The sequence below is a fragment of the Pseudomonas sp. LB-090624 genome, assembly GCF_003205205.1.
Taxonomy (GTDB): Bacteria; Pseudomonadota; Gammaproteobacteria; order Pseudomonadales; family Pseudomonadaceae; genus Aquipseudomonas.
In genome coordinates, this window is sequence record NZ_QJRL01000005.1 from 167,113 (window position 1) to 188,749 (window position 21,637).

16 protein-coding genes are annotated in these 21,637 nt (G+C 53.2%); 9 read left to right on the top strand and 7 right to left on the bottom strand.

The features are described from left to right. Window positions 1-196: 196 nt before the first annotated feature. From DMX11_RS07945 to DMX11_RS07965, 5 genes are all read right to left on the bottom strand, one after another. Window positions 197-730 (bottom strand): winged helix DNA-binding protein, encoded by a 534-nt coding sequence (locus DMX11_RS07945; protein WP_110743988.1) that lies wholly within the window; start codon window positions 728-730, stop codon window positions 197-199. Window positions 731-906: 176 nt separating this feature from the next. Next, entirely contained in the window at window positions 907-2,256 is a 1,350-nt protein-coding gene (locus DMX11_RS07950) for an OprD family outer membrane porin (protein WP_110743989.1), read from the bottom strand. Window positions 2,257-2,840: 584 nt separating this feature from the next. Further along, window positions 2,841-4,142, bottom strand: a complete 1,302-nt coding sequence (locus tag DMX11_RS07955) for an MFS transporter (protein WP_177410721.1) — start codon at window positions 4,140-4,142, stop codon at window positions 2,841-2,843. Window positions 4,143-4,385: 243 nt separating this feature from the next. Further along, complete coding sequence (locus tag DMX11_RS07960) at window positions 4,386-5,498, bottom strand: zinc-binding dehydrogenase (RefSeq protein ID WP_110743991.1); 1,113 nt, start codon at window positions 5,496-5,498, stop codon at window positions 4,386-4,388. A 27-nt stretch (window positions 5,499-5,525) separates the two neighbouring features. Further along, entirely contained in the window at window positions 5,526-6,971 is a 1,446-nt protein-coding gene (locus tag DMX11_RS07965; RefSeq protein WP_256590530.1) for an aldehyde dehydrogenase family protein, read from the bottom strand. Between the two features lie 206 nt (window positions 6,972-7,177). Between DMX11_RS07965 and DMX11_RS07970 the strand changes: the two genes are divergently transcribed. Next, window positions 7,178-8,116: a LysR substrate-binding domain-containing protein gene (locus DMX11_RS07970; protein ID WP_218278948.1), complete on the top strand. Its 939-nt coding sequence runs from the start codon at window positions 7,178-7,180 to the stop codon at window positions 8,114-8,116. Window positions 8,117-8,161: 45 nt separating this feature from the next. Here DMX11_RS07970 and DMX11_RS07975 read toward each other — a convergent pair whose 3' ends face one another. Then, window positions 8,162-9,328: an MFS transporter gene (locus DMX11_RS07975; protein ID WP_110743994.1), complete on the bottom strand. Its 1,167-nt coding sequence runs from the start codon at window positions 9,326-9,328 to the stop codon at window positions 8,162-8,164. 585 nt (window positions 9,329-9,913) lie between these two features. On the opposite strand from DMX11_RS07975, the gene DMX11_RS07980 reads away from it, so the two are divergent. The 8 genes from DMX11_RS07980 (at window position 9,914) to DMX11_RS08015 (ending at window position 19,995) form a co-directional block, all read left to right on the top strand. After that, window positions 9,914-10,459, top strand: a complete 546-nt coding sequence (locus DMX11_RS07980; protein WP_110743995.1) for a MarR family winged helix-turn-helix transcriptional regulator — start codon at window positions 9,914-9,916, stop codon at window positions 10,457-10,459. Between the two features lie 778 nt (window positions 10,460-11,237). Further along, complete coding sequence (tsx, locus tag DMX11_RS07985; protein WP_110743996.1) at window positions 11,238-12,143, top strand: nucleoside-specific channel-forming protein Tsx; 906 nt, start codon at window positions 11,238-11,240, stop codon at window positions 12,141-12,143. A 34-nt stretch (window positions 12,144-12,177) separates the two neighbouring features. Beyond that, window positions 12,178-13,362 carry an MFS transporter gene (locus DMX11_RS07990; RefSeq protein WP_158286163.1) on the top strand — a complete coding sequence of 395 codons (1,185 nt, stop codon included), beginning with the start codon at window positions 12,178-12,180 and terminating at the stop codon, window positions 13,360-13,362. Between the two features lie 179 nt (window positions 13,363-13,541). Then, on the top strand, window positions 13,542-14,594 hold the full coding sequence (add, locus tag DMX11_RS07995) for an adenosine deaminase (protein ID WP_110743998.1): 1,053 nt from the start codon (window positions 13,542-13,544) through the stop codon (window positions 14,592-14,594). Between the two features lie 97 nt (window positions 14,595-14,691). Next, entirely contained in the window at window positions 14,692-15,645 is a 954-nt protein-coding gene (locus DMX11_RS08000) for a PDR/VanB family oxidoreductase (protein WP_110743999.1), read from the top strand. Window positions 15,646-15,674: 29 nt separating this feature from the next. Further along, window positions 15,675-16,886, top strand: a complete 1,212-nt coding sequence (locus DMX11_RS08005) for a cytochrome P450 (protein WP_110744000.1) — start codon at window positions 15,675-15,677, stop codon at window positions 16,884-16,886. A 56-nt stretch (window positions 16,887-16,942) separates the two neighbouring features. Beyond that, window positions 16,943-18,394: an aldehyde dehydrogenase family protein gene (locus DMX11_RS08010; protein WP_110744001.1), complete on the top strand. Its 1,452-nt coding sequence runs from the start codon at window positions 16,943-16,945 to the stop codon at window positions 18,392-18,394. 80 nt (window positions 18,395-18,474) lie between these two features. Beyond that, a complete protein-coding gene (locus DMX11_RS08015) occupies window positions 18,475-19,995 on the top strand; it encodes a class I adenylate-forming enzyme family protein (RefSeq protein WP_218278949.1) in 1,521 nt (506 codons plus the stop codon). Window positions 19,996-20,169: 174 nt separating this feature from the next. On the opposite strand, the gene DMX11_RS08020 is transcribed toward DMX11_RS08015, so the two are convergent. After that, window positions 20,170-21,606 (bottom strand): sodium:alanine symporter family protein, encoded by a 1,437-nt coding sequence (locus DMX11_RS08020; RefSeq protein WP_110744003.1) that lies wholly within the window; start codon window positions 21,604-21,606, stop codon window positions 20,170-20,172. Between the last annotated feature and the right edge of the window lie 31 nt (window positions 21,607-21,637).

The window sequence follows — 21,637 nt, forward strand, 5'->3', positions numbered from 1 at the left end:
ATGATTTAGTGAGTAATTTACGATTGTAGGAACCAGGCTTTTGCCATGGATGTGAGCCACGTGCGGGATGGTGGGCTACTGAAATCCTAGATATTGCATCAAGGCTGCTTCATAACGAAACATTTGAGAGGATGACTGCGTTTTCGTAGTGCGCCGTGCGGGTAGAAAGGCCGCACGGTCGAGGCGTCAGTGAGGGTTACACGAGTGAAGAAGCCGCCCTGGCTGCTTGATCATATGTACCAGACATCTCGCGCAGGGTGCGAGCTGTAGCGCTTAGCTTTTCCACTACGTTCTGATCAATGCTGGGAACTAGGCATTTGTTGCGTACGACAACATAACGCTCCACTAAATCCAGCCCTTTTTTCGTCGGACTGTAAAAAACTTCCTTGCCGATTTTTTTCGAGGTGATCAGTTGGCTTCCAGACAGCTTCCGGAGGGAGTAAGACACGATATGGGTGTCGCCGAAATTCAGAGTGAAGCAAATGTCTGCCAGTTTTTTTTGCTTGCCTCGGTGGCAAATGTGATTCAACACGATGATGTCCACCATGCCCAGGTCTGGCGCGCCCGCTGCACTCATGCATGATGTGGCCCATCTGGAAAAAGCGTTCCAGGTGAGGATCATGCCGAATTCAAATTCAGAAGCAGGCACTTGGCCCTCTACCACAAGGTGCGCAGAGGCGACGAGTGGCCCGCTCAGATCGGATTCGAGTTGTGAAAGCTTATCGGACATGTACCCTCCAGAAATTCTAATCGGCCTGCACGCAGCCGCTGGCTCATGCGCGGCAATCTACCACAGACCAGTTTGGAGGGGGGGCGGCCTGCGTGGGTAGCCAACCTAAATACGTAGATCCCAGACAGACAAAAGCCCAGCGCTACTGAGCTGGGCTGTCCAAAACGGATAGGAAACTATTTGAATTGGTACGTGTAATTTACGTAGAAGCGAGTCTGATCCGTGTCGTAGCCGCCTTGGCTTTCCGGGACTTCAGTACGATAATTGGCTCGTCGCAGTGCAAATCCGATACCCTTCCCTACACCGGACTGGATCACGTAATCGATCCGGTAATCACGTTCCCACTCCGAATAAGTGTCCCCGTTACCAGTCGCGTCTTTGATGCCATTGGCATGGAGGTATGTGATGGACGCTTTGAGACCAGGCACACCCAAGGCAGCGAAATCATAGGCATACTGACCAAACGTGGTGTTTTCACCTGCGCGCACGAACGCGTTGATCATAGAGTCCGTGAATAGATAGTAGCTTGAACCCCCTTCACCCTCTGGGCGACCACGACCGTCCCGCAGGCTTCCGTTGTTCACCGATGCCATACCGCCGTTGTCCCCAACCTGTTGGTGGCCAAGTAGGAAGAGGTTGCCGCCAAGGGTGTAGGTGAAAATCGCAGACCAGGTGTTATTATCGACTTCGCCAGCTTCTTTTGCGTAGCCGCCATTGTTGTTGAACGAATAAGTAGCGCTGCCATTTCGCCCGTCGGCTCGGCTATTGAAGTAGCGAAGATCCGTTTTAAAGGTCTGTCCTTCGGCAATTGGGAACTGGTGAACCAAACCCAGAAAATGCTGGCTGTAATAGTCTTCAAGGTTGGCGTAGTAATACTGGAGTGTCAGTTCTTTATTTACCTTCCAGTCAGTGCCTCCGTACCAGAAGGCATCTGACCCATGGGCACCCCCACCCATGGCGATCCCAGCCCAATTACTGGAGGCCCGTCCAATTTCCCGAGTCAGCCTGCCGCCAGTGAATGTAAAACTGTCCAGCTCTTTGGAGGTGATCTGCGCGCCGCTGTAGGCTGCAGGTAGGAGCCGTCCATCGTTAGTGACTAGCACCGGTAAATTGGGCTGGAGACTGTTGCCGACTAAAGCTTCTGTCTTTGAGAGGCGAACCTTGCCAGCACCTCGCAGGCTAGACCATTCGTCCACAGGGGAGCCATCACTGGAAACAGGAGTGAAAGTGTTGGTGGTACTCGCCGAGTGATTGTCGATGCCTCCCCCTAGGTTGATACCCACGACCCCTTGTAGATCGAACCCAAACCCAATCAGTCCATCGGTGTACCCTGAATTGAAGTCGAATTTGAGTCCCGTCGCGGTTTGACGCTGATCAGAGTCAAGCGCGCGTACATCATTCTCGAAATAGAGAGTCCTGGAGCTCAGACTGGCTCGGCTGTCGTCAAGCAGATCAGCATTTGCTCCATGTGATAATGCCGAACCCAGGCCTGCTAATACGACTGCAACGTGACGGTTGTACTTCAATTTACCACTCCTGATTTATTATGATGGATAGAGAAGGAGAGTTAATGGGGCACAGTTAACCGGTGCTTGTATCTGGCGCACAGTGTCGGCTTTGAATTTGAGTTGGTGATGCTTCAAGCCAAAATGGTGGCCAGTAACCGAGTCCAGTTTTATTTATTATGAAGGGCAGTCTGTAGCAGGAGGGGGCACAAAGATATGTTTGGCATAGGGGGCCTCAACAGAAAGGGCAGATTTTTATAAGCGTTATATACGTTCTGTCGTTCAGCTATAAATCTTTGTCCGGGGACCCGTGGATAGCGGTATTTTTATCGGATCGATGGACAGCCGCCACCCTAAACATTATCGATCCTTATGGAAAGCGATTTTATTTCAACATTCATCATCACTTTTTTTCATGCAATGCTCAGCTGGGTGTCAAGACGAGTCGGGTCCTTGGCGAGCCCGTGGGTGGATAGTCAGAACAGGGTGGCTAGTCAGAACAGGGTGGCGCCGGCAGGGGCGTAACCACCCGTGCAGAAAGGGTAGCGATTGCATGCTCCAGGGTTGCAGTTGTGCCGTTCAGGGCCCGCACATTGCCTCGTGCATCAGCCTGGAGCGCTCGCCTTGATGAGTGATTCGCTGGTAATGTCGAAATCTTTGGTTTCAACGCACATATAGGTACAGCCTGCCGAGAAGAGTGCCAGTAAGACCATGTAGCTCGCAATGTAATAAGGTGATCCGAAGTGGCTGAGTAGATACGCGCCTATTATCGGTGCTGTGCCACCCCCTATGATGCCACCGATGTTTGTTGCCATGGCGAATCCAGTGAATCTGGCACTGGGTCCGAAGGCCTCTCCGGTGAAGGATGGTATAGCACCGAAGACCAATCCATACCCCACCATTAACATACTGGCGCCCGCGAGCATTTGTGAAAAGTCTGCACTTGAGTAAAGGTGCCAGAAAGGGAATGCTGAGAGTGCAGTCACGGCAAAGCCGATTAGCAGGGTGGCACGCCGCCCCAGTTTATCCGCCATCAGCCCCGCCAAGGGCACTGTCAACAAGTGAGTGCACATGGCTGTCATAACGATTGAGAGGATAAAGCTGTTGGATAATCCTAGCTCTTTTTGGCCATAACTTAGGGAGAAGACCGTAAATAGGTAGAAGGTAGAGAAGTGACAGATATTTGCCCCGGCTACCAAGAGTAGTTGTTTAGGATACCTCGTGATCAACTGGAATGCAGGCGCCTGCGGAGGTGCGCTCTGGTTGTGGCGTTGAGACGCTGCATGCTCAAACACCGGTGACTCCGGAACCTTTGCCCTGATGAATACGCCGATGATCAACAAGGCCAAGCTTGCGACGAATGGGATGCGCCATCCCCAGCTATGAAACGCTTCAGTAGTTGTCGTGGCGCTGACGATGAGCAGCATGCCGGCTGACGCTATAAATCCAAACACAGGACCTATGTTGTTGAGCGCTGAATAGAAGCCTCTTGCACGTCTCGGTGCATGCTCAAGGAGCATTAAGACAGCGCCGCTGTACTCGCCGGCAAAGGAAAAACCTTGGATGAAACGCAGTGAACACAGAATCAATGGTGCCCAGATGCCGATACTGGCATAGGTGGGAAGTAGACCAATAGCCACTGTGCTCAATCCCATCATTATCAGCGTCAGGTAGAGCAGTTTTTTTCTGCCAATTCTATCGCCAAAGTGGCCAAGCACCAGCGCGCCATGAGGGCGCGCTATAAATGAGATCGCGAAAGATGCCAGGGCGAGTAATCTGGAGACTGATTCGTCAGATCCTGGAAAAAATAGGGGCGCGAAGATTAAGGCCGCGGCTGTTCCGTACAGGTAGATATCATAGGTCTCCAGTGCCGTGCCGAACAGGCTGCCGGCGACGACGTTCTTCATCGTTTTTTTCGTGTCTGCGTCAAGGCTTTTAGAGTGCGTTGCTGTACTGCTTTGGGCTGATGTATACATTTTTTCAACCTTTGTTATTGTTGTGTGCGTACATGGCTTGCTAGTGTGTGGCCTTGTGAGCGTTTCCTCGTTAGCCAGATAGTGAATGGCTCCCTTCCACTCGACCATTGAGCTCAAGGCGACTTGATTCCCGGATGGAAAGCTAAGCCTTTGGCCTTGAGCGTGGTTTTCAAATCAATCGACCGTGATGACAGGCTTAATTTCTTCAAAGTTTTTCATGCGTGTAAGGGCGATGTTTACTTGGTCAAGCGAGTACCGGCCAGTGATCATCTCGTGGAATGGGAAATTGTTTTGATGCTTTTCCAAAAATTGCAGGGCGAGCGAATAGCTACGTGCATCGCCCGAAAAAGACCCGATCAACTGGAGGTTTTTCTTCACAATCATCGAGGGGGCCATACTCGTCTCTGCCTCACCAAGCTGACCGACCACGAGATAGCGACCACCCTTCCTGGCAAGCGCCATTCCTTCCACGAAGGCGGCGGGCACACCTGTAAACTCCATCACGATGTCAGCGCCTCGTCCTCCCGTTTCCGCGAGCACTCTGTCGAGACGTTCTCGTGCTGATGTACCTTCGACAGGGATGCAGACATCTGCACCAAATCGCTCCGCCATCTGCAGGCGTGCTGAAGGCGAGCCAATCACAATGACCTTCTTTGCACCGCGCACCTTGGCGTTTGCCGTAGCCAGCAAACCGAGTGGGCCAGCTCCTTGGATCAATACGGTGTCAGTAGGCTCTATCGCACCAATCTGCGAGTAGGCATTCATTACAGAACGCAGTGCGCAGCTGGAGAGACTCGCCAATTCGTTCGGTATCGAGTCAGGAACCCGCAGTCGACCCGACTGAGGTAATACGTACCCGTACTGAGAGAACCCGCCCAGAAGGTAGGGAGGCTCTTCAATGTTTTCGTACATGTAGGCACGGCGATTGCTGCAGAGGGTCGGGGCGCGTGCGGTGGTGCAGTAGTAGCAACCGCCGCAGGATGTATGGGTATATACAACACGGTCACCGATTCGCAGGGGAGTACCCACAGAATCAGTCATGCTTCCACTGCCCGCTTGTACCACCCTGCCGACCATTTCGTGGCCGATAATGACAGGCAAGTTCACGTTCAGAGAGAGTGCACCTTGCCACAGGTGTACATCCGTTCCGCAAATGGAGCACATTTCGATCTTGATGAGCGCAGCACCAGGTTCGACTAGACGAGGTACGGGCACCTCTTCAATGACGAGAGGTGCTTTGAACTCACGCAGCACTGCCGCCCTGGAAAACTCGGGAAGTGATGTCATCGTCAATTGCCTTTGTTAGATCAAGATTCAGTCGTGCTTCTGCACAATTGTTTTAGTGACGGTGTATTCTTTGAGCGCCTCCAGGCCCTTCTCCCGCCCGTGCCCGCTGCGCTTTACTCCCCCGAATGGCAATTCGATCCCACCCCCAGCGCCGTAGTTGTTGATGAAGACCTGCCCGACGCGTAGTTTTTTGGCCACACGCATTTGCCGTGCCCCATTCTCCGTCCAGACACCAGCGACCAAGCCATAGTTAGTACCGTTGGCGATGGCAATGGCCTCGGCCTCGTCTTCAAATGTGATAACCGCAAGTACAGGACCGAAAATTTCTTGCTGAGCCAGCTCGTGAGTGGTCGGGACGGGGCCCAGAAGGGTAGGGCGAACGAAATAGCCGGTAGGTCCGGCGCTTTCGTCCATTGAGCCTTGCGCAAGCACTTCGATTCCGTCAGTGTGCGCGCGGTCAAGAAAACCTTGGACTTTAAGCTGCTGGGTTTTGTTAATGACTGGCCCGCACTGTAGGTCAGCACTTGGAGCGCCTACGCGAACATTCGACATCTTGGATTTCAGCAATTCCACAAATGGATCGTAGATCGATTGTTGAACCAGCACTCGACTACCTGCAGAGCAGGTTTGTCCCGCATTTTGAGTAATGACATTCACGATGGTCTGGGCCGCACGTTCGAAGTCCGAATCCGCGAAAACGATCTGCGGCGATTTTCCTCCAAGCTCCAGCACGCAGGGCACATGGTTCATCGCTGCTGCAGTCTGGATGATTGTGCCCACTTCTGAGGAGCCGGTGAAGGACAAGAAGTCTACGCCCGGGTGCTGGGACAGTGCGGCACCTGCTTCCTCGCCCAACCCAGTTACGAGATTGAGTACTCCTGGTGGAACGCCCGCTTCATGGGCCAGTTTGGTGAGATAGATGCAGCTCATGCTGGCATCTTCTGCAGGCTTCAGCACCACTGTGTTGCCTGTCGCAAGGGCCGGCCCGATGGTGCGCCCGAACATTGAGGCGGGGTAGTTCCAGGGTATGATCATGCCGCAGACGCCTCGAGGCTCTCGGTGCACCATCACTTGGTAACCATCCAAAAACGGGATCACGTCACCAAGTATCTTGTCAGCCGCACCGGCATAGAATTCGAAGTAGCGAGCGGTTGACTGGATGTCTGTCCTCGCTTGGCTGATAGGTTTGCCAGTATCGCGAGCTTCTAATTCGGCCAATTCCACACAGTTTTCTAAGATAAGAGCAGAGAGCTTGCACATTACCCTTCCACGCTCAAAGCCGGCCAGGGTACCCCATGTTCCAGACAATGCTTTGCGTGCGGCGGCTACAGCGCGATCTACTTCTGGTTTGGCCCCTTTCGAAATAACGTTGAACGTTTCGCCGTCAGCGGGAGACTTCACGGCGAGTGTTGAGCCGGAAAGAGCAGGCTCCCATACACCTTCGATGAAAATAGATTGTTCGCAAGTGTGCACACTCATTCTCCTTTTGGCTTCTTGTTATTCAGTCATTCGTGTGACTGCGAAAAATCATAGCGTGTGAATTTCTTTGGTAACAAATACGAATTGTCAATGGTGGTATCGAGGATTCTTATACCCTATGCACTGCGGTTTCGTGAGAAGCTTCGGGCGCTACGCCAGAACTGGCTGAAGGAGAAGGCAGGGCCGTGGATATTCGAAGAATGCGTAACTTTGTGGTTTGCGTCGACTCAGGGAGCCTTTCTAAAGCAGCCGTCGCCCTCGCGATCTCCCAGCCTTCACTCAGCCAGCAAATTGCCGAGATGGAGAGCGATTTTGGCATGCCACTGCTTACCCGTAGCCATGCCGGCGTTGTCCCTACTGAAGCGGGTTTGACACTTTATCGACACGCGCAGTCGATCCTGAAACAGGTCGTTCAGATGCGCAGTGAAATGAAGACTGGGGTGCACGCGTTGTCAGGACGGGTAGCGGTAGGGATGCCAAGCAGTATCTCATCCAGCCTTGCGATTCCGCTTTTCGAGCGGGTTCGGTCGCTGCACCCTGGAATTCGGATGGAGTTTTTCGATGGTATGAGCGGTTACCTTCAGGAACTACTCGCCGTCGGTACTCTGGATTTCGCAGTGCTTCTCCGGGAGGAAGAAACGCGTGATGTCACGGTCATTCCACTGTTCACTGAAAGACTGGCTGTACTCGGTGTCCCTTGGGTGGGTAACGCTAACGACCCGTGTGTTGCGCTTGAAGCGATGTCAGGCGTGCCGCTCGTCCTTCCAGGTCGGACAAATGGATTGAGGCTGCTCATAGAGCGAGTGTTTGACGCAGAGGGGCTGGAGTTGAACGTCGTCGCGGACATCAACTCCCTGCCGGCGATGATCGAAATCGCTCAGCGAGGTGAGGCTGCCACTCTTTTACCGGGCTATCTGGGAGGGAAAGCACCCGTCGGAGACAGTGATCGCCCGCCCCACGTCCTAAGCCGCTATTTGACCAACCCCACGCTCGAACGATGCGTCTCATTGTGTAGGCTCAACTCAGTACCTCAGACAGCAGCTGCGAAAGCGGTACAAGCCTGTCTTGTGCATCTCGTCGGCGAGTTGGCTCCTGGCATACCAGGTATGGCGGCAGCCATACCATTACTCAGTAAATGAGTGTGACTCCCCTGGCCGCCGTTAGCGGCCAGAAAGACGTGCAGGTCAAGGGTGCAGAGGCGCCGCTCTAGTCTTTTTTGCGAGGATAACAGCCGCGGGGACGATGCAGAGGAGTTGCATGAGCACACCAAAATCACCCAGCTGACCGTAGCCATTCTCAAACTGCAAGGTAACGGCAACCACCATGGGGCCGATAACCATACCCAAGGAGTCCGCGCCACTGGCAGCAGCGGTAGTCCTCCCTGTGCTATCGATCTCCGAAGAGTACATACGAGCGTATGCAAGTAGGAAGACATACAGGAATGTCATCGACAGACCGACCGACCAATAGATGTACAGGTGCGGTTTCACATACAGGTAAGAGGTAATAGCCATCAGGAGACACGTAGCCACGAGAGGCAGCGCATTCTTGAATTTGGCAAACGCTTTGTTGGCGAGAAAAGGCACGAACATCGAGCAGAACATGCCTACGGAGCCGACCATGCCCACCCCCGCGAAATCGAGTCCTGCCTGCTGGCCCACCTGCTCGAAATAAAGCCAAAGTGTATTGGCGCCGATGCTGCTCAGCAGGCAAAGAGCAAAAAGAGAAATGCTGCGCAGACCGATAGACGACGAGGGCTTTGGCAGCTCGATATGTTGGATTTTAGCGACGTTGGGAAGCGCGAAAGCCAGTGGAAGTAACACTGCATATCCAATAGCGAGCGCCCAGAACACCGCTTTGTTGCCGAGAACCTCATGCAGTGCTGGTACCAGCATAAATGCGCTCAACGTCACCCCAGCGCTGATCGCCGAGCTGTAACCCAGAAGCTTTGTGCCGCCCTTGAATTGGGCCAGGCTGGCGAAGCCTAGACCGATGCAGAGCCCCTCACCGAGCCCCGCGAGCCCTCGATACACGACTGCCTGACTAAAATCACCTGACACCAGCGTACCCACCTGGCCAGCGAAAGCCATCAGGATCCCCAGGACGTATAAGGTCTTACGGTTCATCAGGCCCAGTACGAATGACATGCAGATCGACGCGAATGCGATGCAGGCAATCTCCGCGGTTGAAGCGATGGTTGCTTGGGCAGGGTCGATCCCGAAGGTCTCGATGATCCCTGTGAAGGTGATGGGGATCCCCAGAATCGCGACGTAGGCAAAACAGGGGATGAAAAGGGCGGACGCTTTTTGCAGCGGTGACGCAGCGAAATGAATATCGATGTTGGAAGACATTACTTCATCCTCTGTATTGTTATTGCACGCCTGAGGCATGCGATCTTGGCAGGATGCTTTGCGTCAGCTGTCTGACGTGTAGAGGGGGCAGCCTCTCGCATTGTTTTTATTTTGGCCTCCCTGGCTGACCTCGTATCTTTCGAGTGAGGCTGGGATGATTTTGGGCAATGAGTGGCACGCTGGATATGGCGAGAAAGGCCAAAAAATGGCGGTTAGGGCCATGTGAGCTACGGGACATCACCCGTCTGCTGAAGCACCATGATTAGCGGCTGATTCATGCTGGCGTCAGGGCGGTGAGGCGTTCCAGGCGTTTTCCAAATAGAGTGAACGGCCTTGAAGCATGTGGCGCGACAACACAGGAATCGTCGACAACCTCAATGTTGGCGTGGTCGCTTACGCCTTCGGTAGCCCAGTCCGGCAGAACCCCGCTTCGTTTATACGCGATACCATGATTACTAGGGCGCGCTTGCTGTTGCTCTGGAGTCTGCGGGCTCCCCACGCTGAGTGTTGGACCAGGGGCCGCCTTCTAGCAGAAGCGCCCAGTATTCTATAGGATGGGCGGTCAATCAGCAGCGTGGGGACAGTATGAGTAAATTGAGAACGGAGCTTATTCAACGCTGTGAAGACAATGATGTCGTCGGGTTTATCGACACCGCCTTGGATATCACAGCGAGCGATCTACCAGCGATAAACATCCCGGCAAGTCGTCTCGTGCTCATGCTGATCCGGATCTCTGATGCTCTACTCTACGATCTGGAGGCCACTGTGCAGCGGCCTGAAGGTATCAGCTCATCGGGTTTCCATCTGTGCTGGATCTTGTGGTTGATCGGGCCAGCAGAAGCGTCGACTGCTGCATCGCTGATGGGCGTGAGCCGCGCAACCATCTCTGGTATATCCAATACGCTCGAACGGTCGGGTCATCTCGCTCGGACGCGCCATCCGAATGATGGTCGTTCTGTCATTCTCAACCTCACGCCTTCTGGTAGGGCAGAGTTTGAAGCCATCTTCGTCAAGACCAATGATCGCTATTGCACGTGGGTGAGCGCGCTCACAGGTGACGAGGTCTCAACCTTGGTAGGTTTGCTGGCTAAGCTTGCTGAAGGTGGTCAGGATGCCAAACGTCGTAAGTAACCCAGGGTGAGATTGAATTTGGTGTCTTGACGTCTCCCGCTCCTTTTCAAGGCAGGCACTCGACCGACCCTCGACCCAGACGGTAACACTTTCAAACTGCAGACAACCAGGCTTCGCTGGATCGCCTGCATCATCCCAAACCACGTCCTAGAGCTCTCCGTCACAACAGCGGATGTGATGCATCTGTATCGTCACGACGCAGATCGCTGTCGTTTCTCAGCCCATGGCAAGTCCATGAACTGATTCAGCGTCGCCCGGCGCAATCCAACTGAGTACATCAGTAGCAATAACAGATTACACATGCGCGTTTCGGAGCCCTCAGCGACATCCAACTGACGGGTTGCCACTTCGCTCTCAGCTTTCGGTTTCAGGCGCATTGAGGTCCGTTGTCGGTCCATCTACGCCTTGGCAGCCTGCGTACTGCGGCATTTCGGGGCATCAGCACCGATTCAGTGCGCGCCCCTCGTCCCATGAGCAAACGATCTTCCCCGGAAGTCGCTTTCCAGGCCACTCCAACGCGTTGGCATGCAAACTGCTTAATGCCTTAATCACATGGTTAAGGCCTTAACTACATGATGGGTTTGCTTGCGGAGGTGTGGTGAATGCGCAACTAAGGTCTGGGAAAAAATAAAAATGGTCTCGCCCGTGTCTAGGGCGGCTTTTGTAGATCCATCTTGGTGATTTACTCATGTACGAAATCAATGATCGTTTTGGTTTGAGTGGTGCTGCTCCATCGCGAGGCGTTAGGGTAATTCATGCTGGCGTTCTCGTAGGTTTGATGAGTACTTTGGTAACCGCCAGTGCGGTAGCTGATTCAAGGGTGAGTGAGGACTTAGCCAGTACAAGCGCCCAAGGCCAAAGTCTCGACCCGACACTCACCACTGAAGAGCGCACCCCGCCTAGTCGAGACTTTTTCTCACACAGCGTAAGTGTCGTGGGTTCGAGTAATATCAAATTTGGTCCCAAGCCTGTTGACGACGTTTATGCTGAGTATGAGTACTATGGCAGAACAGGTGTCCTCGAATATTACGGCTATATCGACCTGCCGAAAATTTTCGGTGTAGGAAACAAGAACGATCACGGAGCATGGGACGACGGCTCGCCCTTATTCATGGAGCATGAACCCAGAATATCGATAGACGGACTGGCCGGGCGAAGCTTCGCATTCGGCCCATTCAAAGAGTTTTATGTGGCGTTTGACTGGTTATATGACCATGGCGATACGTCGCAGAGTAGGTCGAATGTCTTGTACTCCGGGTTGGGTACGGATATTGAAACCCACAGTCCGCTGAATCTGTCCTTTAATCTATACGCCAAACGCAACTGGGAGAATTACAGCGCCGCCACCGAATACAGCTGGGACGGGTACCGCGCTCAATTCAACTATAATTTACCCGTTGCAGATTTTGGCGGTGGTCGTTCTTTGAGTTACTCGGGTTACACCAATTACGACTTTGACTCGAAAACAAAAGAAAAGCAGGGGAGCGCGTACACCGACAATTCGTTGGTGTTGGCGAACCGGTTTACCTACCTGGATGGGCATTTTCAGGTGATGCTCACGGCTTATTACTTCCACAATAGCAGTTACTACCGAGATGGCGCGGAAATCGATTACGGTGATGGACCGTTCAAAGCTAACGCTGATGGCATAGGTTATACCGTCGGGCTTGGTTATAAATTCTAAAATTTCCTATAATAAATAGAGCTGGGGAATGATAATGGCTATTGAACAATCGGTCCGGTACCAGGCAACGCTGGCGCAACGCCTTGCAGGCTTGCTTTTGCCATGCTTCGCTTATTTTACCATCATGGGGATTCCCATGATTTTCAATGCGATCATTGTAAAGTTCAATGTGGACAGTGCCACTGCAACAATTGCCACCACTGCTGAAATTGGCTGTATCTCTCTGCTGACCTTATCGGTATCGGCCATCCTGGCTAAACTGCGTCCTCGCACGACAATGATAGTTGCGGTGAGTTTGTTCTTGGTTGGCGAAGTGATCTCGATACTCACTGACTCCTTCGCTGTCGTGGTAGCGGCCAGGGCGTTAGCGGGCGTGGGTAAAGGGTTGTGTATTGGCTTGGGTCTGGCAAGCCTCGCTCAGATGCAGGGTGGCATTAAATTCCTTTCTTGGGTGGGGGGTGTCACTGCGCTGATTACATGGCTGGGCTTCCTTGTGGTGCCTGCACTCGAAGGTACGCTGGGGATGACGACCATCTTCCAGTTCAATACCATCTTGGCAGTGATTGCCCTGCCACTGGCTTTCATACTGCCTGGCACAAAAATTGAAAAGCTTGCAGAAAAAACGTTCTCGCAAGGTTTCAAGGTTGACGCGAGTAACGTAGCAGTATTCATTCTCTGCCTGCTTGCCAGCGTGGCATGCAGCTCGGGGTGGATCTACCTCCAGCAAGTGGGCGAGGCTAATGGTCTGTCTGCACCAGCCGTAGGGCTGTGTGCATCTGTGGCCACACTGGTATCCGCGATCGCGCCCTTTATCGCTACCGCCATTTTCGCGAAAAATAAATCCGTCTGGCCGATGTTCATTGCCACTACGGTCTTGGGCGTGTGCATGCTGGAATATGTCAAAACTACGGTAACCGGGTGGTGGATCACTGTCATTGTGATGTCGACGATCTACCTGTTCTTGATGGCTTACGCCCGCATGTACTCCGCTTACATTGACAGTACCGGCAGGTCGACCGCCGCAGTGGGGAGTGCAGACTCTCTGGGGTTGCTTATCGGCCCGATTGTAATTGCCGCTTTCACGGATCTGAGTCAGGGCTTCGGACAACTCGGTATCCTGGGTGCCAGTCTGCAGTTTGCATGTGTGTTGCCGATCCTGCTCCTGATTCTCAGGCAGCGCAGGGGCGTCGCGTCGAAGAAAATCATCGAAACACACTAGAAATAGCTGCTTTCCAGCTTACTCGGGCCACTGTAAGTGCCGAGATAGACACGTCCAGGCGCTTGCGCGAGAAAAATAGTAAAGGCCTTGACTACATTTGCGGTTTTTGAGAATGTGATGACTTAACGGCTAAGGACAGCTGTTGAGTTGTTGAAACTGTCAACGCGTTAGGTGAAGCCATGAGTCCTGTTGATGAAAAGAACGAATTGTACGAGCTGGTGAAAGCCCTTCCAAAAGCAGAGTTGCATCTGCATTTGGAGGGCGCCATGTCTGTGCGTACCCTGATTGAACTTGCGCATAAGCACGGTGTACAACTGCCGCCCGATATCCATCCTGCTGTCGTATTTGATTTCAAAAACTTGGATGATTTCATTCGCGTGGCGAGTTTGACATTCTCGGTGATGTTGGATGAGGATGACTTCCGGCGGACAACCTATGAAATGCTGAGGCAGTCGGCCAGCCATGGCGCAAGGCATGTCGAGTTCTTCTTCAGTCCATCGTCACACCCGGTCATGTCGTATAAATCCATGATGGATGGAATAATCATGGGTATGAATGACGCGCGTCAGGAATTTGGTATCACGTCCTTCGTCATTCCTTCGCACAATCGCATGCTGGGTGCTAAAGCGGGACTCGAGTTCTTGGATATGGTGCAATCGTATCGAGTTCCTGAAGTTGTGGGTATCGGCCTAGAGTTCGCAGAACATCCCTACCCACCTGATGAGTACCGTGAGCTTTATCAGGCAGCGGCTCGTGCAGGCCTTCGCCTTACGGCACATGCCGGTGAAGACGGGCCAAGCACCTACGTGCGCAGTTGTGTTGCAGTGTTGGGTTGCGATCGAATTGATCACGGTTATCACATTGTAGATGATGAAAATCTACTTTCTCGTTATAAGCACAGTGGCATATGGTTTACGTGCTGCCCAACGACCACACGGCACACGACCATCTGGAAAGACCCTTCTGACCGATCACATGCTATTCATGCCATGCTTGATGCAGGCCTGAATGTCATGATTAATACGGATGACCCAGGTTTTTTTCAGTGTGATCTCACAGGCGAGTACCTGTCTTTAGGTCTGCCGGTTGAAAAAATGGTCAAATTGGCTGTCCGTAGTATTGAAGCTTCCTGGCTTGACGACAAAACTAAATTAGCGTTGCGCGCCGCTTGGGAAGAAGAAGCACAGGCTTTAGTGAATAAATACAATACATTAACGTCGGTGTCCGTGTAGCGCTCAGCTCGCCCTGTTGCCCAATGGTAGTCATTGGGCTGTTCGTGGGCTTGTTTGTGCCGCTGTGCCAGGCGTGAAGTCTAGATTGAGGTGTGTCATGCAGAATTGGCTTGAAGTAAATGTCGTCGAGAAGTGGCAGGAGGCAAGTGAGGTGTATTGCTTCATCTTGTCATCCATGCAAAACATTCAACTGCCCCGTGTCGACGCGGGCTCGCATATTGATGTAGAAGTTGCACCCGGGCTCGTGCGTCAATACTCTCTTTGCCAGTCGCCTGATAGCCCTAATTATCAAATTGGCGTCCTCAACGACCCCAACTCCCGTGGTGGTTCCCGAGGGATCGTCGAAACTATCGGGGTGGGGTCCACGCTGCGTATTTCGGCACCTCGCAATCATTTTCCTTTGAATGTTGAAGCAGAACACTCGATTTTGATCGCGGGTGGCATTGGTATTACCCCGATTCTTGCCATGGCCGAGGCACTGCAGCGACAGGGCAAGTCATTTGAAATGCACTATGGCGCTCGCTCACAGCGCTCTGCCGCATTCGTCGATCGCTTGAACTCAGGCTTGGTCAGCGGTGCCGTTAATTATGCGTTTGATGAAGCCGGCTCAACATTGGATTTGAAGGGCGCGTTGGCAAATCCCTCCTCAGGTGTCCATGTCTATGTGTGCGGGCCTGCTGGGCTTATCGAGGCGGTGCTGGCTACTGCAAAAAATTTAGGTTGGCAGGATGAATGTATACATAGGGAGTTCTTTGCTGCCGCTATCGACTCATCCGTGGTCAATGAAGCAGCGCAGGTCACGGCTTTGCGTAGTGGGGTAACCATTGAGGTTGGTCCAGACGAGAGCATTGCAGCTGCTCTGATCGCTGCAGGCGTTGAGGTTCCCGTTTTCTGCGAGCAAGGTGTTTGCGGATCATGTTTGACCCGGGTCCTGGACGGTATTCCTGATCACCGGGATCAGTTCCTTTCGGATACCGAGAAGTCTCACAACGATCAGATGCTGGTTTGTTGCTCCAGGGCCAAAACAGCCAATCTTGTACTGGATTTATAAACACGGCTTGCGGAAGGGGAGCATATTAAATGAACGATCTGTTGGTTTCGGCTGAATTGCCGGTAGTGACTTGGGCAGGCGATGGAGATCTCGGCGAGGGGGAGGCGCTGTTAGCCACTCTTGACGCGTGCCGATTGGAATCGTGGGGCGCACGTAGTATTCGGGGCTTTGAAATTTTTCGCTATGCAGAAGCCTCGAGCATCTTGCGCAGTAGGGATTTTGCCTCTCCGTTCGGTAAGTTGAGTGAGAATTCCGGGCTGACACCAGAGGACGGGTGGATCTATCACCATATGGGGAGCACCCTCGCAAACGTGCAGGGCCCTGCTCACGTGAAGCTTAAGAGTATTTTCTTAGAGTTTTTCGGCCCCCGTGCAATTGGGCGCTGGCGTTCGCACGTCCGGGATATCGTACGGTCACGTGTCAAAACCTCTGCCAAAGACGGGACTCTGGATCTTGCCCGGGATGTTTGCCTCGTACTGCCCGCGTACCTCTTCTGCAGGTTGATTGCTCGCCCCGACGAAGATGCGGCGTTTTTAGCCCATACCTCCGATGAGATTCTGACGATCTTTGATCAGGATCCGAAAAATCGAGATCGTATCATCAAAGCCGGCAATCGACTGAAAACGTACACCGAAAATCTAATTGCTGAGCGCACCTTGAATCGAGGCGACGATCTCATATCCTACCTCATTGGCAAGCGGGAAGAAGGTGCGCTCTCCCACGACGAGCTCGTGAACAATGTCGCCATGCTGTTGGAGGCGAGTGTTGATAATACGGGCAACCAGTTTGCGTTGACGATGCATCATCTGCTATCGGTGCCTGAGCGTTGGCAGCACATCAAGGACAACCCGGGGCTCATCAAAAAGGCTATCGATGAGTCGATTAGGATAACGCCTAAAGTTACCACCATCAACCGTATAGCAACTATTGACACCGTGGTGAACGGCGTCAGTATTCCCGCGGGCTCATGGATCTCTGTGTCCATATTGGGCGCTCAACGTGATACGACGGGTCTGCCTGAAGCTGCACACTACGACCTGGACCGAGTTAGCGAGCGTCCTCACCTCGTCTTTGGTGGCGGCGTGTATATGTGCCTAGGCATGCTGCTGAGCCTCCTGGAGCTTGAAGAGGGTATCGCTACACTGGCGGAAGAATTCCCAGACCTGGCCTTGATTGCACCGCTGGAACAAACGTTTACTGCCCGTAACATTACAGTGCAGTCTTTGAAGGTCAAGATTTAATCGTTTCAAGTCGACCTGAATTTAGCTGTTGGAAAACGCCCCTTGAGAGAACAAAAATGACTCTAATCTCTGAATCCTTCCCAACGCTTTTGCTGCCTAAAACCCAATTCCCTTTATCGATTGATGGCAAATTAGTAAGCACTGTTGGAACCTCGCATGTTTTGAACCCAGCAACCGAGCAGGTGCTGACCTCTCACTCGGTAGGTGATGTTGATACGATGCGAGAAGCGGTGGCCGCTGCGCGCAGTGCTTTCGAGCGATGGCGGCATGTGCCAGGTGAGGAGCGGCGAGCCTGCCTCTCACAGTTGGCAGATCTCATCGAAAACAATAAAACAGCATTCATGAATCTCCTCACACTCGAACAAGGGAAGCCTCTCAAGGGGGCTGAGTGGGAGATTGGGGGGTGCGTCCACTGGCTGCGTGAAGTTGCCAACCAGACGCTGCCGGAATCCCATCGGCAAGATGGCCAAGGATCGGTGATTGTCACTCGTCATGTGCCACTAGGGGTAGTTGCAGCAATCACGCCATGGAATTTCCCGTTGTTGCTCGCCATCTGGAAGATCGCCCCAGCTTTGGCCGCGGGTAACACCATTGTTGTGAAGCCGTCACCTTTCACCCCCCTTTGTACCCTTTGGTTTGGTGAATTGGCACAACAGGTATTGCCTCCGGGAGTGCTGAATGTCGTCGCGGGCGGCAACGAACTGGGTCAAGTCCTCACCGAACACCCTGATGTCGCGAAGGTGGCATTCACTGGCTCCACTGAGACCGGGCGCAAAGTGATGCAAAGTGCTGCTTCTAACCTGAAGAGAATCACCCTGGAGCTTGGGGGTAACGACCCGGCGATCGTTTTGCCTGACGTGGATGTGGAGGACGCTGCGCAAAAACTGTTCTGGGCGGCATTCCAGAATAGCGGTCAATTCTGCGTCGCTACCAAAAGGCTATTCGTGCATGAAGCGATTTATGATGAATTTGCACAAGCACTGAAAAGATATGCTGAGACGATTCGAGTGGGCAATGGATTGGAAGCAGCCACCGACCTGGGGCCCATCCAGAATAAAATGCAGTTTGATAAAGTGTGTGAGTTGATAGCCCACAGCAAACAGCAAGGTCTCAAGTTCCTGACAGGTGGAGATGTCCCCACCGCGCCAGGCTACTGCATACCCGTCAGCATTGTCGATAACCCGCCTGACAACGCTCGCTGTGTCACTGAGGAAGCGTTCGGGCCACTGCTGCCACTTCTGAAATACAGCGAATATGATGAAGTCATTCGTCGTGCGAACGATACACCCTTTGGTCTGGCGGGCTCCATTTGGGGGCGGGACTTGGTGAAAGCCCAGGAACTGGCTGCACAGATCCAGGCTGGAACAGTCTGGATTAACCAGATTCACCAGTTTTCGCCATGCACGCCTTTCGGGGGGCATAAGCAGTCTGGATTCGGTATAGAGAATGCCTTGGATGGTCTTGCAGAATATACGAATTTGCAGACACTGATGGCGCGTGAATATTGATTGTTTGGATTAACATCGTCGCCAGGGAGTGGCTTCCTGGCGACTGCTGCATTAGCTATGGAAAATAAAAGGTTCATTTGATGAAACCAATAATTAGCTTGCTGACAATCAACGCTGCCCAACGTTTCGGAGCCTCTGTCGCGCTTGAAACCGATGAGGCGACCCTGACGTTCAAGGAAGTAGACGATCTGGCTAGCCGTTTTGCTAGCGGGCTCAGCGAGCGTGGCATTGGTCGTGGTGATCGCGTAATTCTCCATCTTCCAAATGATTGGCAGTGGGTGGTTGCATACTATGCGATTGCTCGCGTCGGCGCGGTTGTCATACCCGCTAACTTTTTACTGAGCATCGAAGAAGTCGCCTACATCGTTGCCGATTGTCAGGCCAAATGCTTCATCGGTCCTTCAGAACGTTGCGCCAGGCTCGGTGCAGTTGTAGGTGAGGGCACCACGCTCACGTGTCTGATTCACGCGAATGGATCACAGAAAACCTCAATGCATCAAGGGGCTTTAACCTTTGATGATCTACTTGCGTGCAAGGGGATGCTACCTGTCGATCTGGAGCCCGGCGATCTATGGACAATCGCGTACACCTCTGGAACGACAGGTGCTCCCAAAGGGGCGATGCTAACGCATGCCGCCGTTTTCTACAGTATTGCTCACTCTTCAACGATTCATGTCAGAAGCGAAGGTGAGCGAGTAATCAGCGCCTTACCTTTCCCACACGTGTACGGCAACGTCGTCATGAACTCATGCTTCTTGGTAGGCATGGCATTGATAACTACCAGAAAATTTGAGGTTGATTGGGCTTTCCGAAAAATACAGGAAAAGAAAGCCACCCTATTTGAGGGTGTGCCGACCATGTATCATTACATGTTGGGTCACCCGGCGGTTGGGGATGTAGATTTCAGCTCACTTCGTCGCTGTACGGTGGGCGGCCAAAACATGCCGGTTTCTAAGGTCGAAGAAATTGCCGAAGTATTTGGCTGCCCCCTCCTTGAGCTGTGGGGCATGACAGAAGTGGCGGGCCCGGCGACCACTCATTCACCGTACCTCCCCTCTAAACCTGGTTCTGTCGGTATGCCTTTCCCCGGGCTGGAGGTGCGCGTTGCCGACTGCGGTGATCCCGGGCAAGTACTCTCCCATGGCCAAACCGGGGAACTGCAGTTACGCGGTGTAACGGTAATGCTCGGCTATTACAACAACAAGGACGCGACCGAAGCCAGTATCTTGCCGGGTGGGTGGTTGAGAACGGGTGATATCGCAACCATCGACGGGCAGGGGTATATTTACATTGTCGACAGGCTCAAGGATATCATCATTACGGCTGGGTATAACATCTATCCTGCGGAGGTGGAGCAGGCATTGGCGAAGCATCCGGCCGTTGCCCTGTCGGCTGTTGTTTCTGTAGCCGATGTTATGAAAGGTGAGTTGGCGAAGGCTTTTGTGGTGTTGCGGCCGGGCGTGAGCTGCTCGGAGGAAGAATTGATGGCTCACTGCAAACGTGAACTGGCATCTTATAAAGTTCCAAGGATCATCGCGTTCATCGAGTCTTTACCAGTGACCTCCACGGGGAAGATTCTTCGCCGTGCCCTGCGAGGTTAAAGCCACGGTGAGTAGGGCTGTCCGGGTAGTCATGGTGAGCATTGCTCAGGTCGATGCAGAGCGTTTCTCGCGCACCTGCAGATCTGCGGTGAAGGCGGTAGGCTCGCATTCACGTTGAACCTCGGCTATGCAGGCAATGGGGCCAAGTAGCGCGCCCCATCGCCATAGCCAGGTTTAGCGGTGGCTAACCACAACTGCTGGGTCATCTACCAGGGCTGGGGATTGTTCAGACCAGACGCCCTGATCGATATTCACATCCTGAAAAGCACTGGCGGTAAGCACTGGCTCGGTAATGCCCGCTTTACGTTGTTTGTCGTAGTCGGCGAGCAGCCTGAGGCCGACCTTGCACAACAGCGTGAGGGCGATCAGGTTTACCAAAGCGGAGAGCGTCATGGTGATGTCGGCAAACGCGAATACAGTTGATAGGTCTTCCATCGAGCCCCAGAGTATGAGTGCAAGTACGACTGCCCGGTAACCGAGAAGCACCTTGCGGCTTTCACCGAGGATGAACTTCAGGTTGTTTTCGCCGAGGTAGTAGTTATAGAGGATCGAGGTAAACACGAACAACGCCAGGGCAGCGCTAATGAAAACGCGCCCCCAGTCGCCCACCACCGCAGCCAGTGAGTTTTGGGTCAGCACCAGACCGTCTCCGGCAAAACCGGCGGTGTAGAAGCCCGACAGCAGGATCAGCAGAGCAGTACAGGTACAAATGACGAACGTGTCGAAGAACACGCTAAATGCCTGTACCACACCTTGAGAAATTGGGTGTCTGACCTCGGCCACTGCCGCCACGTTGGGAGCGCTGCCCAAGCCGGCTTCATTCGCGAAAACCCCGCGTTTGACGCCCATCACGATGGCGCTGCCAATAAGGCCGCCGAAAGCCTGATCCAGGCCGAAGGCGCTTTTGATGATGGTCAGAAGCATCATCGGGACGTGATCGAACTGCAAAACAATCACGTAGAGTGTCACCGCCACGTAGGCCAGCGTTTTGACCGGTACCAGCAGGTCTGCCACTTTCGCGATGCGTTTGATGCCGCCGACGAATACCAGTCCAAGTACGACGGCCAGGACGATACCCGAGTGGGTGGGATCAATGCCGAAGGCATTTTGCAGAGAGTGGGTGACGGCATGCGACTGCAGACCGTTGAATGAGAAGCCAAAGGTAACGATGAGCAGAAGGGCCATCAGCACGCCGAGCCACCGCTTGTTCAGCCCATATTCTATGTAGAAGGACGGCCCGCCGTAAAATTGGCCGCCGGCATCTTTGCGCTTGTACAACTGAGCCAAGCTACATTCCATCAGCGTGGTCGCCATTCCAACCAGAGCCGTGACCCACATCCAGAAGACAGCACCCGGCCCCCCCATTGTCACGGCAACACCCACGCCGGCAATGTTGCCTGCACCGACCCGACCCGCGAGGCTAAGCATGAGTGCTTGAAAGGAGCTAATTTGCGCTGAGCTGCTGCTCAGGCTGTTTTTGAAAACTTTGAACATGTGCAGGAAATACCGAAGCTGCACAAAGCGTGTCTTGATGGTGAAATAAGTGCCCAGTCCGACGACCAGGACGATGAGCAGCTTTCCCGAAAGAAAACCATTGATGGCTTCGAGCATGGCGCAACCTCATTGTTATTTTTACTAGGGG

What these genes read in the sequence shown, in the direction of transcription:
- tsx (WP_110743996.1), top strand. Translation starts at nt 11,238, where the DNA reads ATGAGTACTTTGGTAACCGCCAGTGCGGTAGCTGATTCAAGGGTGAGT.
- DMX11_RS08015 (WP_218278949.1), top strand. Translation starts at nt 18,475, where the DNA reads ATGAAACCAATAATTAGCTTGCTGACAATCAACGCTGCCCAACGTTTC.
- DMX11_RS07975 (WP_110743994.1), bottom strand. Translation starts at nt 9,328, where the DNA reads ATGTCTTCCAACATCGATATTCATTTCGCTGCGTCACCGCTGCAAAAA.
- DMX11_RS08005 (WP_110744000.1), top strand. Translation starts at nt 15,675, where the DNA reads ATGAACGATCTGTTGGTTTCGGCTGAATTGCCGGTAGTGACTTGGGCA.
- DMX11_RS07980 (WP_110743995.1), top strand. Translation starts at nt 9,914, where the DNA reads ATGAGTAAATTGAGAACGGAGCTTATTCAACGCTGTGAAGACAATGAT.
- DMX11_RS08000 (WP_110743999.1), top strand. Translation starts at nt 14,692, where the DNA reads ATGCAGAATTGGCTTGAAGTAAATGTCGTCGAGAAGTGGCAGGAGGCA.
- DMX11_RS07960 (WP_110743991.1), bottom strand. Translation starts at nt 5,498, where the DNA reads ATGACATCACTTCCCGAGTTTTCCAGGGCGGCAGTGCTGCGTGAGTTC.
- DMX11_RS07990 (WP_158286163.1), top strand. Translation starts at nt 12,178, where the DNA reads ATGGCTATTGAACAATCGGTCCGGTACCAGGCAACGCTGGCGCAACGC.
- DMX11_RS07945 (WP_110743988.1), bottom strand. Translation starts at nt 730, where the DNA reads ATGTCCGATAAGCTTTCACAACTCGAATCCGATCTGAGCGGGCCACTC.
- DMX11_RS08020 (WP_110744003.1), bottom strand. Translation starts at nt 21,606, where the DNA reads ATGCTCGAAGCCATCAATGGTTTTCTTTCGGGAAAGCTGCTCATCGTC.
- DMX11_RS08010 (WP_110744001.1), top strand. Translation starts at nt 16,943, where the DNA reads ATGACTCTAATCTCTGAATCCTTCCCAACGCTTTTGCTGCCTAAAACC.
- DMX11_RS07955 (WP_177410721.1), bottom strand. Translation starts at nt 4,142, where the DNA reads ATGAAGAACGTCGTCGCCGGCAGCCTGTTCGGCACGGCACTGGAGACC.
- add (WP_110743998.1), top strand. Translation starts at nt 13,542, where the DNA reads ATGAGTCCTGTTGATGAAAAGAACGAATTGTACGAGCTGGTGAAAGCC.
- DMX11_RS07970 (WP_218278948.1), top strand. Translation starts at nt 7,178, where the DNA reads ATGCGTAACTTTGTGGTTTGCGTCGACTCAGGGAGCCTTTCTAAAGCA.